The 11,593-nt window shown below is 64.8% G+C and carries 16 protein-coding genes; 15 read left to right on the top strand and 1 reads right to left on the bottom strand.

Annotation, left to right across the window (positions count from 1 at the left end; genetic code table 11):
• Window positions 1-112: 112 nt before the first annotated feature.
• The 15 genes from ACXJKR_RS13085 to ACXJKR_RS13155 are packed head-to-tail and all read left to right on the top strand — an operon-like array spanning window position 113 to window position 11,035.
• Window positions 113-544 (top strand): flagellar basal body rod protein FlgC, encoded by a 432-nt coding sequence (locus ACXJKR_RS13085; protein ID WP_457323201.1) that lies wholly within the window; start codon window positions 113-115, stop codon window positions 542-544.
• The gene (gene fliE / locus ACXJKR_RS13090) at window positions 541-846 is read left to right on the top strand and encodes a flagellar hook-basal body complex protein FliE (RefSeq protein ID WP_457323202.1); all 306 of its coding nucleotides are present in this window, start codon (window positions 541-543) and stop codon (window positions 844-846) included. The genes ACXJKR_RS13085 and fliE overlap by 4 nt, the downstream gene beginning before the upstream one ends.
• Window positions 847-850: 4 nt before the next feature.
• Window positions 851-2,299: a flagellar basal-body MS-ring/collar protein FliF gene (fliF, locus tag ACXJKR_RS13095; protein WP_457323203.1), complete on the top strand. Its 1,449-nt coding sequence runs from the start codon at window positions 851-853 to the stop codon at window positions 2,297-2,299.
• A gap of 26 nt (window positions 2,300-2,325) precedes the next feature.
• Complete coding sequence (locus ACXJKR_RS13100; protein WP_457323204.1) at window positions 2,326-2,751, top strand: hypothetical protein; 426 nt, start codon at window positions 2,326-2,328, stop codon at window positions 2,749-2,751.
• Window positions 2,752-2,810: 59 nt separating this feature from the next.
• Window positions 2,811-3,464 (top strand): FliH/SctL family protein, encoded by a 654-nt coding sequence (locus ACXJKR_RS13105; protein ID WP_457323205.1) that lies wholly within the window; start codon window positions 2,811-2,813, stop codon window positions 3,462-3,464.
• 3 nt (window positions 3,465-3,467) lie between these two features.
• Window positions 3,468-4,778 (top strand): FliI/YscN family ATPase, encoded by a 1,311-nt coding sequence (locus ACXJKR_RS13110; protein ID WP_457323206.1) that lies wholly within the window; start codon window positions 3,468-3,470, stop codon window positions 4,776-4,778.
• Window positions 4,775-5,308, top strand: coding sequence for a hypothetical protein (locus tag ACXJKR_RS13115; protein WP_457323207.1), 534 nt, complete (start codon window positions 4,775-4,777; stop codon window positions 5,306-5,308). Before ACXJKR_RS13110 ends, ACXJKR_RS13115 begins: the two co-directional genes overlap by 4 nt.
• Window position 5,309: 1 nt before the next feature.
• Window positions 5,310-6,641 carry a hypothetical protein gene (locus ACXJKR_RS13120; RefSeq protein WP_457323208.1) on the top strand — a complete coding sequence of 444 codons (1,332 nt, stop codon included), beginning with the start codon at window positions 5,310-5,312 and terminating at the stop codon, window positions 6,639-6,641.
• On the top strand, window positions 6,631-7,017 hold the full coding sequence (locus ACXJKR_RS13125) for a flagellar hook assembly protein FlgD (protein ID WP_457323209.1): 387 nt from the start codon (window positions 6,631-6,633) through the stop codon (window positions 7,015-7,017). The genes ACXJKR_RS13120 and ACXJKR_RS13125 overlap by 11 nt, the downstream gene beginning before the upstream one ends.
• Window positions 7,018-7,037: 20 nt before the next feature.
• Entirely contained in the window at window positions 7,038-8,231 is a 1,194-nt protein-coding gene (locus ACXJKR_RS13130; RefSeq protein WP_457323210.1) for a flagellar hook protein FlgE, read from the top strand.
• Complete coding sequence (locus ACXJKR_RS13135) at window positions 8,228-8,941, top strand: FliM/FliN family flagellar motor switch protein (RefSeq protein WP_457323211.1); 714 nt, start codon at window positions 8,228-8,230, stop codon at window positions 8,939-8,941. Before ACXJKR_RS13130 ends, ACXJKR_RS13135 begins: the two co-directional genes overlap by 4 nt.
• A gap of 16 nt (window positions 8,942-8,957) precedes the next feature.
• Window positions 8,958-9,272 carry a FliM/FliN family flagellar motor switch protein gene (locus ACXJKR_RS13140; RefSeq protein WP_457323212.1) on the top strand — a complete coding sequence of 105 codons (315 nt, stop codon included), beginning with the start codon at window positions 8,958-8,960 and terminating at the stop codon, window positions 9,270-9,272.
• Entirely contained in the window at window positions 9,269-9,604 is a 336-nt protein-coding gene (locus tag ACXJKR_RS13145) for a flagellar biosynthetic protein FliO (protein WP_457323213.1), read from the top strand. Before ACXJKR_RS13140 ends, ACXJKR_RS13145 begins: the two co-directional genes overlap by 4 nt.
• Window positions 9,601-10,341, top strand: coding sequence for a flagellar type III secretion system pore protein FliP (fliP, locus tag ACXJKR_RS13150; RefSeq protein WP_457323214.1), 741 nt, complete (start codon window positions 9,601-9,603; stop codon window positions 10,339-10,341). The genes ACXJKR_RS13145 and fliP overlap by 4 nt, the downstream gene beginning before the upstream one ends.
• Before the next feature lie 52 nt (window positions 10,342-10,393).
• The gene (locus tag ACXJKR_RS13155; RefSeq protein ID WP_457323215.1) at window positions 10,394-11,035 is read left to right on the top strand and encodes a sigma-70 family RNA polymerase sigma factor; all 642 of its coding nucleotides are present in this window, start codon (window positions 10,394-10,396) and stop codon (window positions 11,033-11,035) included.
• Between the two features lie 103 nt (window positions 11,036-11,138).
• On the opposite strand, the gene ACXJKR_RS13160 is transcribed toward ACXJKR_RS13155, so the two are convergent.
• A partial coding sequence (locus ACXJKR_RS13160; protein ID WP_457323216.1) for a hypothetical protein occupies window positions 11,139-11,593 on the bottom strand: 455 nt, incomplete at its 5' end.

Below are 11,593 nucleotides of genomic sequence, written 5' to 3' on the forward strand. Positions count from 1 at the left end.
ATGCCGAGATGGCTGCGCTGTCAAGCAACAGCTTGCAGTACCAGGCACTCCTGAAGGCCATGGGCCGGCAGCTGAGCATCCTTTCCGTGGCCGTGCAGGAGGGTCGTCGCTGATGGACTACCGCGCCGTATTTCAGATTGCCGCCGCCGGCATGGACTTCGAGAAGCGCCGCGTCGATGTCGCCGCGCTCAATCTCGCGAACATGCACAGCAGTGCGCCCGCCGGTCAGGCGCCCTATGCGGTTCAAAAGGTTGTCGCCCAACCCCTGCAGGTGAACTTCAATCGCGCGCTGGGGCTTGCCGAGCCTGCGGTGCTGCCACGCGAAGTCAAGCTTGTTGCGGCGGATCTGGCTGCTCGCCTGGTGCATGACCCAGGGCATCCGCATGCCAATGCACAGGGGTTCGTGGCCTACGCCCCGGTCGATCAGGCCACCGAAATGGTCAGCGTGAGCACGGCGCTGCGGGCCTACGAAGCGAACGTGGCGGTGGCGAGCACTGCCAGGGCCATGGCCGCCAAGGCGCTGGATCTGGGAGGCCAGGGATGAGCTTTCAAGCGATCGAGGCCCTTGAGGCCATTCAGCCCCAGGCGCTGCAGACGCCGCAAGTTGGCGTCACGGGTGCTGCGGCACCGGGCTTTGCAAACTGGGTGGAGCGGGAACTTGGCAGCCTGAACACGCAACTGGTCAGCGCTGAGCAAGGCATCAACAAGCTGGCGTCGGGCACGGCCGAAAACCTGCACGACGTGATGTTGCAACTGGAGCAGGCCCGGTTGGCGCTTCAAGTCGCCAGTCAGGTGCGGTCCCGAGTGTTGGAGGCGTATCAAGAAGTGATGCGCATGCAGGTGTAATTTGATGGCAACGCAATCTCGAACCGCGATGTTGGGCGGTTTCTTCGCTGGATGGTCGGCCCGCAAGAAGCTGGGCTTTGGCCTGGGCTTGGCAGCCATCCTTGCAATCGTCCTGGCTTTTGCATGGTGGGCCCAGCGCGCACCCAAGGCGGTCTTGTTCTCCGACCTGGCCGAGCGTGACGCGGCGGTGCTGACCGCCGAGCTGGACAAACTCAAGCAACCCTACAGCCTGAGCGAGGATGGCCGCGCCATCCTCGTCGCGGCGGACAGCGTGCACCGCACGCGGCTGGCGGTGATGGGCAAGCAGCTGCCGCTGCATGGTGCCGTGGGGTTCGAGCTCTTCAACAACGCTGATTTCGGTGTCAGCGACTTTGTGCAGAAGGTCAACTACCAGCGCGCGCTGCAGGGTGAGTTGACGAGAACCATCCTCGCCATCGACCAGGTCCAGGACGCCCGGATTCACCTGGCGCTGCCTGATCAGACCCTGTTTCGCAAGGACGGCCCCAAGGCCAAGGCGTCGGTCAGCGTGTCTCTCAAGGGCGGCCAGGCCCTGCGTGCCGATCAGGTCGTGGGCATCCAACGCCTGATTGCGGCGTCTGTGCCTGAAATCAAGCCGGATGACGTCACGGTGCTGGACCAGCACGGTGTCGTGTTGTCGAAGGCCGGTGGTGAGGACACGACCCAGGCAGCCGGCCAGCTCGATGCGCGCCAGGGCCTGGAAGCGCATCTCTCGCGCAAGGCGGCGCGCCTGCTCGACCAGATGTTCCAGCCTGGCGAAGCGATGGTCGCGGTGGACGTGGTGCTCAATCACGAACAGTCGCGCGTGACGACGGAAGAAGTCTTGGGCGCGCCGCAAGGCGAGCGCGGAGGTCATCTCGCGGGTGTCATCACGCGTGAACGCACCGTGGTCAAGGAGCCTGCTGGCGACGCGAACGCGAATGGCGGCGCTTCCACGCAGGTGCAGACCCAGGAGACCGACTACCAGCCTGGCAAGCGCGTGGCTCAAACGGTGTCGCAGGGCGGCCAGATCTCGCATCTCAACGTGGCGGTCGTGGTCAGGCGCAATCTGGGAGAAGCTGAGATTGCGCGCGTGCGCCAACTTGTCGCGACGGCCGTAGGCCTCCAACCTTCGCGTGGCGACGTGGTGGCGGTGCATTCGATGGCCGAACTGGGAGCGGCCGCATCTGTGCCGGTTGCGGCGGCCAGCCAGGTAGCTGTCACCACGCCCCAACCGCTCACTCCGCGCGCGCGTTCCAGCGAGCCTGTCGCCGAGCGGGCAGCGGCGCCAGTGGCGGTGGTTCTCACCGTCATGCTGGCCCTGACGCTGGTTGTCGTCGGCGTGCTGTGGTGGACCCGGCGTGCGCCGAAGGCTGCTGTCGGGCCCTCGCTCAGCGAGCGTGAGCGCGAGGCCATGCTGGCCAAGCTGAAGCAATGGCTGGAACCGCAGGCATGAACCTGGATTCGGACACTCCTGCAGGCTTGCGCCGCACCGCGCTGGCCCTGCATGCGCTTGGCCAAGCGGATCGCGAATGGCTGCTGAATCAGCTGCCGGTGCAGTCTCGGCAGACGCTGGGCGAGCTTCTGGCCGAGTTGAGCGAGCTGGGCATACCGCCCGATGACGAGGTGATCCGGGTTGCGCTGAGCGAGGCTGCGCCGGACCATCCGATGTCGACGGGCGAGGCGCGAGCCCTTTGCTTGGTACTTGCAGACGAGGCCCCCGCGGTGCAGAGCCTGCTCCTCGCCGCACTGCCCGTGCCGCAACGGGACGCCRTCCTGCAGCATTGGCCTCACGAACTCCTGGCTCGCCCCAGTGCTGTCGCCGGGCCTGGCTGGACGCCCGCACTCCATGAGGCTGTGATGCAAAGCTGGCGTGAGCTGGCGCAGCTGCCGGAGGCCGCGTCGTGAAGGCCGTGTCAGTGCTGAAGGCCGGCCACGCAATGGATGCCCTTGCGTCACGCGTCATCTTGCGCGGCGAGACGACGCAACCCGTCGAGCAGCCCACCGAGCCGGGCGTCTGGATCAGCCAGTCCGACCTGGAACTGCTGAAGAGCCGCTGCATGGAGCAAGGCCGCAAGGATGGCGAAGAGCAGGGCCGCCGGGCGGCTCAGCAGGCCGCGCAGCAACAGGCGGAGCGCGAGGCCAAGGCGCGGTTCGACCTGGAGCTCAAGGAGCGCCAGGACCGGCATGTCAAGGAACAGGCCGAGAAATGGCGCGGCCTGGCGACTGCCCTGGCCGGCCAGGCGCAGACGCTGCGTGAGCGGCTGGCGGCGGAGGTCACCGAGTGGACGTTCATCGCCGTCGCACGCCTGCTGGGCCAACAGGCGCCGGAGGACGTTGCCGCCGTCGTGCGGCAGGTTCTTGACGAGGCGCAGGTGGACGGCACGCTGACCGTCTTGCTGCACGCGCGGGATCTGGCGGGCCTCCRGGCCTGCCGGGCGACCGACGCGGAGAACTGGCCACAGGGGTTGACCTTTGCGCCCTCCGACCGCGTGAGCCTGGGAGGCTGCCTGATTCAATCCGACCTCCAGACTCTGGATGCACGCCTCGAGGTGCAGCTCGCCCTGCTGCGCGAGACCCTGGACACTGCCCGGCGCGAGCGCGCCGCGATCAAGGGCTGAGCTGTGTCGACCTGGCCTCAAGCGCTCGCTCGACTGCCGCTGTACAGGCGCGTGGGACGGGTCACGCGCGTGACGGACCTCGGCGTCGAATCCTCGGGTCCGGCGGTGGCCCTTGGCGATATTTGCGAGCTGCGCACGCCTGAGGGCGACCGCATCGAGGCCGAGGTTGTCGCCATCCACGACCAACGTGTGACGCTGATGCCGTATGGGCACTGCAAGGGTTTGATYGTCGGAACCGAAGTGCTTGCTTTGGACGCTCAGCCCAGCGTGCCTGTCGGCCCAGGCTTGCTGGGCCGAGTGGTCGACGCTTTTGCTCGCCCRCTGGAAAGCGTTCCGGTGGGGCCAACGCTGGAGATGCCGCTACATCCGCCTCCCCTCAACCCGCTTGCCCGCGCCCCTATCAGCGAATCGCTGGAGACGGGCATCCGTGCCATCGACGCCATGCTGCCGCTGGGCAAGGGCCAGCGCATGGGCATCTTCGCGGGCAGCGGCGTTGGCAAGAGCTCCCTGCTGGGCATGCTGGCGCGCAACCTGACGGCGGATGTCGCCGTGATCGCTTTGATCGGCGAGCGTGGTCGCGAAGTGCAGGATTTCATCGAGAAGCGGCTCAGCCCCGAGGCGCTGGCGCGTACGGTGATCGTTGTCGCGACTGCCGAGCAACCCGCGGTCGTGCGTGCTCGCGCCGCGCAAACCGCGACCAGCATTGCCGAGTACTTCCGGGCCGAGGGACGGCATGTGTTGTTGATGATGGATTCGATCACCCGCTTCGCCATGGCCAGGCGCGAGATCGACCTCGCGGCAGGTCAGCCCCCTACCGCACGCGGCTACACGCCGTCGGTGTTCTCCGCAATTCCCTCTCTGTGCGAGCGCTGCGGCGGCCTGCAGGGCATGGGATCGATCACCGCGCTGTACACCGTGCTGGTGGAAGGCGACGACATGAATGAGCCCGTCGCGGATGCGCTGCGGGCCACGCTGGACGGGCACATCGTTCTGAGCCGCGAACTGGCCAGTGGTGGCCACTACCCGGCCATCGACGTCCTGAGCAGCGTCAGCCGCCTCGACGCGGATCTGCTGGACGCTGGTGATCACGAACTGGCTCAGCAGCTTCGCTCGCTGCTCGCGGTCCACAAGCGTCAGCATGAAATGGTGGACATGGGCCTGTACAAGGCCGGCAGCAATCCATCGTTGGATCACGCGCTTCAGAACTGGGACCGCATCAACGGTTTCCTGCGACAGGCGACGGCAGCCCGCTCTACCCTTCAAGAAACGCGCACGGCATTGGCTCATGCGCTCGCCAGGCAGGCCGCCTCATGAAGCCGCGCAAGACTTGGCTTCATACCGCGGTCCGGGCTCACCAGGCCAAGACCCTGGATCACCTCCAGCGCACCCGGCATGCATGGGACGAGCTGTTCGAGGCTGAGCAACTCAGGGACAGYGCGATGGGGGACCTCAAGTCGTTGCGCCAGGACTGGGCGAATCGGCGCCATGCTGCCGCCTCGAGCCGGGAAATCGATGCGGTGTACTTGCGCTTCCACGGCTTCCTGAGCGACGAGGCCGTGAAAGCCGAGCACGCTCAGCAGGCGTGTCGCGAGCAGGTGGATGCGGCGGTGGCTGAACTGAAACAAAGCCACGCCGTCCAGCGCACATTGGAAAAGATCGCCAGACAGTCGGCAGAGCAGTTGCGGCGCAGCGCGAGGGCCACCGAGCTTCAGAGCAATGCGGAAGCATGGCTGCTGGGACGGATTGCTGGCGGCGCCGCTCACGCTGAACGGAACGGGGCGGCTGGAGAGTCCTTCGACGTTGTCGACGGTAAAAAACGGAAAGCTTCTTTGTCGGAAGGTTGAAATGACTCAGATACATGGCAATGCCCCGCCGAAAGATCGGCTCGACGACAGCGCGGTCATGCAAAGGCGGCTGCTGCAGGACCTCGAACGCCAATGGTTGGACACCTGGGGACAGGCGCAGCAGCTTCAGCCCCAAGCCGGGTTCCAGATGGAGGCCTCGAACGCAGAGGCGGATTCCAGTGCCCGCGTCAACGCTTCCCGATTGGCCTCCCCGCAGGCTCAGGGTAACGCTGGCACTCGTGTCGACGCGAAGAATGATGGAAGGCATGCAGACTCCCGCGCGCCCACAACGTTGGCGAAAGAGGGAGCACGCTTGCCGCAGAGTGCAGGCGCCGGAACCGGTGCCTCCGCATCGGCGAACGAATCAACGTCGCGGTCCACCACGCTGGCATCCCTGGAGTCCGTCAAATCCCTTGCTGGGCCTGCAGCCTTTGAAGGCACTCTGCGCGCTGCGCTTGAATCGGATTTGGCGAACGGATCAACGTCGCGCCCCGCCACGGTGGTTTCGTTGAAATCGGTCCAATCCCTTCCTCGGCCGGCTGCCTTTGAAGGCGCGTACGGCGCCGCGCTTGAGAGCGCTGGCGCCGTCAAAGATCCGGTGCCAGGTGCGTCCGACCGAGGTGCCAGCGCGGTGATTGGCGAAACGATGGACGCCATTGAGAGCGCAGGCGCCGTCAAAGATCCGGTGCCTGGTGCGTCCGACCGAGGTGCCAGCGCGGTGATTGGCGAAACGACGGACGCCAAGGTCGCCATGCCGACGGTAAGCATTTCCATGCAACCGCTCGTGCCGCTTGACGCAAACGCTGGCTCGCACATGACCGGCTTGGAGATCGACAGGCGCAGCTGGGGCGCCCAGGCGTCCATCCGGGGTGCCGCCCCGGAACAAGCACTGGCAGTGGCGACGGTCACATCAACCACTTCTGAAACCGCGCACATTGCTTTGCTCAGCGAGGGCCCCTCAGCCTTGCCATCCTCGATTGAAGAAGGTGATGCAGAAGCTTCGGCCCGCGCGCGGCCTCGGTTCTCGGCCACCAATCCGGAGAGCGAGCCCGCGTCGCAGCACCTGATGCTGCGCGAATTGAACGAGCAGCAAGTCCTTGCGTCCATGAGAGATGCCCAACTGAACTCTCTCGAATCGCAGGTGGCGGCACAGGAGCTTGCCAGGGCGCTGATGCAGGCCGGTTATGCGCGTGTGCAGGTTGTTGTCAACGGACACCAACGCAGGCATGGCGACGCTGCAGTGGAAGACGGCATGGCAAGCGATGGCAGCTCGTCCGCTGAGCCGGCCCCACAACAGACTTCCAACATTCAAACCACTCCCCATGGCAACTAGTACCGCCGCTGCAAACGCAGTCACTCAGATCGGCATCCAGGACTTTCTAAAGATCCTTGTCGCCCAGCTGGGCAACCAGGATCCGCTCAAGCCCATGGATAACCAGGAGTTCGTGACCCAGTTGGCGCAATTCACATCGCTGCAGCAAACGCAGGAGATGAACGACAAGCTTGGCTCGTTGCTGACAGCACAGGCATCGATGCAGTCGGTGGGCCTGCTTGGAAAAACCGTGGATGTGACGACGGAAACCGGCGCCACATCCGGAACCGTCACCGCGCTGTCGTTCACCTCAGGAGCGCCGCGCCTCACCGTTAAAACCAGCAGCGGTGGCCTTGTCGCCGACATCAACCTGGCCAGCGTCACGGCCGTCCGTTAGACGAATCCAAAGGAAGCACCATGCTCGACTCCATCTTCATCGGCACCAGCGGATTGCAGACCTTCTCTGCAGACCTCAAGGTCATCAGCAACAACATCGCGAACCTCAACACACCTGGGTTCAAGGCCAGCGACTCGCTGTTCGCTAGCCGCTATTACGCCAGTCCTGGCGACGGCTCGGGGCAGGCCACCGATGGCGCGACCCAGTTCGGCGGTGGCGTGGCGCTCAGCCACACCGTCGTGAACTTTCAGAGTGGTGAGCTCCGTCAGACGGGCAACCCGCTGGATCTGAACGTGAACGGTGAAGGGTTCTTCGTTACCCGTGAGAAGGACTCTGGCGAGGCGGTCTACACGCGTGCCGGTCAGTTTGAATTCGATCGCGACGGTGTGCTCGTCACACGCGGAACGAACAGGCAAGTGATCGGCCTGACGACCGCAAGCGCCCAGACGCCCATCACGCTGGACGGCCTGCGCATCTACGCGCCGAAGGCGACGACGGCGGTGAAGATGACCGGCAATCTCTCGAGCAGCGCCACGGAGTTCAACCTGTCCAGCCTCAAGCTCGTGGACGCTGTCGGCGGCGAGCACACGCTCAAGGTCAACTTCACACCCAAGACCGGGGCGGCCGGTACCTGGGTGGTCAAGGTCACGGACGGGACCACCGATGTGGCAAGCGGAGAGATTCAGTTTGTCAGCGGCATTCCGTCGCCCATTGCAAACACGCTGAGCTTCACCTATACGCCCCCGGGCGTGGCCGGGACGAGCGTCACCCTCGATTTTTCGGGCAACGTCACCAGCTTCGACACCGGCTCCTCGTCGACCCTTGCCATTGGCAGCAGTGACGGCTATGCCGTAGGCACGCTCAGCCAGATCGCTTTCGAGGCCGACGGCACGATGAGCCTGACCTACTCGAACGGCCAGACTGCGAAAGGCTCCAAGGTCGCGCTGGCCAGGTTCGATGCCAACGCGGAGCTCAAGCCGCAAGACGGCAGCGACTTCACCTACGACTCACGGCAAGGCGTGCATGTCGGGCAGGCGAACCAGGCAGGCTTCGGCAGCATTGGCTCCAATCAAATCGAAGGCTCCAACGTCGACCTCGCGACCGAGTTCTCGGACCTCATCGTCGCCCAGCGCGGCTATCAAGCGTCCTCCCGGATCGTCTCGACGGCCAACGAGCTGCTGCAAGACCTGTTTGACATGAAGGGTCACCGTTGAGCTCTGTTCGTCGCCTCACCTGGCTGCCTGAAGCGATCTGCGGCGAGATCGCCCAGGAGGTGGGCGGCCTGCTGTCGAGCTGGACGGTCAGGTGGAACGTTCCTGCGCCGGGGCCAGTGCAATGCCAGCCGGTTGCCGCTGGCGCCACGGATGCGCTCGACTTTGTCGATCTGTTGGGCGAGCCGTCTCCGGCGTGGAAGCAGTCCCTGGCTCAGGCCCTCTTCAGCTTCGACGCCCATGGATCGCCGCTGGTCGGCGTAGTCGTCCAGCGTGTGATCGCCTCATTGCAGCTTCAGGTCCGTGAGGTATTTGGGGTAAAGCCGGCGGCCGCAGAGGAGCATGGGCCCTTGGGTGACCAAGGCATTCGCATCGCGGTTGACATGCTCGGCCAACGCTGTGGATTTGTAATGACATGCGCGCAGTTGCGAGCGTCCGGGAGGCTGAAGTCGCCGGCGCCTGAGGCATTGCCCAAAGTGAACCTCGAACAAGCTCTCGCCGATACGCCTGTGCCCCTGATGGCCGAGCTGGGCAAAGCAGACATCAACGTCGAGGAGTTGATGCAGCTCGCGCCCGGTGACGTCCTGCTGCTGAAAGAGTCGCTTGATGCGCCGCTTCGTGTCCTGGCACCCGGCAGCTCACTTGAACTGTCCGGCCATCTCGGCACGATCGCCAACCCGCCCCAGCGTGCCTTGCGCTGGCTGGCTTCCTGATCTGGTTCCTACTGCCATGACGATCCAATCCGTTGAACTTCCCGCGCTTGCAGAGCAGCCCGGCTCCCAATCCGCCGCTCCCAGCCAGCGCCTTGCCGCCCTGGCAGGCGTCAAGGCCCAGCTGACCGTGGTTGCTGGTCATGCCAGCAGCAAGGTGGGCGAGATTCTTTCTCTGCGGGAGGGCGCGGTGCTGACGCTCGACCGAGCCCTCAATGCGCCCTTTGACGTGATGCTGGGCGACAACGTGATCGCCCGGGGCGAGCTGGTCGCCGTGGGCGAGCAGTTCGGCATCCGCATCGTGCAGGTCGCACCCCACGAATCCCAGTCATGAACCCTCCGGGCACTTCAGCCAGCGCGGCCATTCCCTTCCGGGTAGCCGAGGACACAGGGCTTCCAAGCGGCTCCCAATGGGGTCTGGCGACCATGCTCTGCCTCGTTGCGCTCGTGGTGATCATCTGGGGCCTGCGTCGCCGCAGCCTGGTGTCGAAGGCATGGCCGCGAGGTCGGTCGACGTTAATTGATGTGCTGGAGAGCCGGAGCCTGAGCGGGCAGACCCAGCTCGTCGTCACGCGCTATGCCGGGAGGCGCCTGTTGCTCAGCGTCGGTCCTGCAGGGACGCAATGCCTGCGCGACGACCTAGAGGACGAGGTAAAGCAGGCATGAAGTTGCATCGTTTGTTCGCGGCGAGCCTGCTGCTCACTGCCGGCGTGGCATGGGCTGCGGGTACACCACCTTCGCCTTGGAACCTGGCCGAACAAGGGGCACAGTCTCCGGAGATGGCCTCGGCCCTGCGCATCTTCCTGGGGCTCACGGCACTCAGCTTCATTCCTGCTGCGCTGATTTGCATGACCTGCTTCGTGCGCATCGTCGTCGTGCTGTCCATGCTGCGCCATGCCATCGGGTTGATGGAGTCGCCGCCGAACGTCGTCATCATCACCCTGGCGCTGTTCCTGACGCTGTTCTCCATGCAGCCGGTGCTGCAGCGGCTCAACGACGAGGCGGTGCAGCCCTATCTTGCCGGCAAGGCCAAGATGGCGGTCGCCGCCGAGCGCGGCATCGAACCGCTGAAGGAGTTCATGGTCAGGCAGACCCGCGAGCAGGATCTTGGCCTGATGATCGAACTGGCCAAAGCTGAACGGCCCCAGAGCCTGGCCGATGTCAGCATGCTGCACCTCATCCCGGCCTTCATGCTGTCCGAGTTGCGCATGGCCTTTCAAATCGGCTTCATCATCTTCCTGCCCTTCCTGCTCATCGACCTCATCGTCGCGAGCGTGCTGATGGCACTGGGCATGATGATGGTGCCTCCGACCACCGTATCGGTGCCCCTCAAGCTGCTGCTGTTTGTGCTGATCGATGGCTGGAACATCGTCACCCGTTCCCTCCTCGGCACCATCCACTGAGCACGCTGCGAGCTGGGCCAGCCGCCAGTCTCCTGTGGAGCGAGCCAGGCTGGTGGATGCCTACACGCCCCTCGTCCGGCGCCTGGCCGCGCGCGTCTATGCGCGCAGGCTGGGCAACGAATTGGAGTTCGCAGACCTCGTGCAACTGGGTGTCGTGGGCCTGCTTGAGGCGATTGATCGCTACACGCCCGCACGTGGCGTGCGCTTCGAGACGTTTGCCACCTATCGAATCGAGGGGGCCATCCTCAATGGCCTGCCCAGCTACAGCGAATTCCAGCGGCAGTTTGCCGCCCGYCACGACCAGGCGCGCGAGCGAGCGGAGTCTTTGCGCCAGGAAGATGCCGAGGAAGATAGATCCGCGCTTGAGCGGCTCAGCGACCTTGCGATCGGGTTGGCTCTGGGTTTTGCACTTGAGGGCGAGTACGAGCAAGTGGGTGAGCCGGGTGAGCCCGATAACGCGTATGCACGTATTGAGTTTGCTCAACTGAGCCGGCAACTGGCCGAACTTGTCGAGCAGCTACCCGAGGTAGAACGGCGAGTGATCTTCAGACACTACTTCCAACAGCAGCCCTTCGACGAAATTGCACAGGGTCTCGCGCTGACCAAAGGCCGCATCTCGCAGATCCACCACGCTGCATTGCGACGACTGCGTGAGCGTCTGCGCGAGCTCAAGGCAGGCAATGTGCTGGGCTGATACCGAGTCGCCTTGATGCATCTGACGCTCAGCAGCCCCGAAGCCCTGGGCCTGCTGATGAGTGGTCGACTGTGTCGGACCGCGGGCTTGTCTTCCGGGGACTTCAGGACCGCCGCGGCCGTCCCTGGTCGCAGAGTCGTGCCGGATCTGCGCGCGTGAACTCGGCGGTCCAGTTGGTCTCCCAGGTCTTGTCGTCGTAGGAAAAAGCCTGCGCCCAGCGGGCATGGTCGCGGTCCAGGTTCTCCCAGATGAAGCGCACCTTGACCGGTTTGTCGCCGTCCTTGTCTTCGCCATAGAACTCACCGCGGCCGCCCTGAAAGCCGCCGACGACGGGGATGGGATCGAGCCGACCCGACGGGCTGCTGACCCAGTAGATGGACCACTGGCGCTTTTGCGTGTCGAAGGCCCGCAGCGTCAGGCCGCGGCGGCCCAGCGTGGGCATGTGGAGCTCGTCGACGTTGGCGATGCCGTCCAGATAGTGCGTCAGGCACAGGTTGGCCGGGAACTCCTCCCAGTCGCGGCCGCCGGTGTTGCGCGCCTTCAGGCGGCGCTGCACCG

The sequence above is a fragment of the Roseateles sp. P5_E11 genome (assembly GCF_054049355.1).

Bases quoted from the DNA above. Each gene is read 5' to 3' on its own strand.
- ACXJKR_RS13140 (WP_457323212.1), top strand. From the start codon at position 8,958: ATGACGATCCAATCCGTTGAACTTCCCGCGCTTGCAGAGCAGCCCGGC.
- ACXJKR_RS13120 (WP_457323208.1), top strand. From the start codon at position 5,310: ATGACTCAGATACATGGCAATGCCCCGCCGAAAGATCGGCTCGACGAC.
- ACXJKR_RS13130 (WP_457323210.1), top strand. From the start codon at position 7,038: ATGCTCGACTCCATCTTCATCGGCACCAGCGGATTGCAGACCTTCTCT.
- fliP (WP_457323214.1), top strand. From the start codon at position 9,601: ATGAAGTTGCATCGTTTGTTCGCGGCGAGCCTGCTGCTCACTGCCGGC.
- ACXJKR_RS13145 (WP_457323213.1), top strand. From the start codon at position 9,269: ATGAACCCTCCGGGCACTTCAGCCAGCGCGGCCATTCCCTTCCGGGTA.
- ACXJKR_RS13125 (WP_457323209.1), top strand. From the start codon at position 6,631: ATGGCAACTAGTACCGCCGCTGCAAACGCAGTCACTCAGATCGGCATC.
- ACXJKR_RS13085 (WP_457323201.1), top strand. From the start codon at position 113: ATGGACTACCGCGCCGTATTTCAGATTGCCGCCGCCGGCATGGACTTC.
- fliE (WP_457323202.1), top strand. From the start codon at position 541: ATGAGCTTTCAAGCGATCGAGGCCCTTGAGGCCATTCAGCCCCAGGCG.
- fliF (WP_457323203.1), top strand. From the start codon at position 851: ATGGCAACGCAATCTCGAACCGCGATGTTGGGCGGTTTCTTCGCTGGA.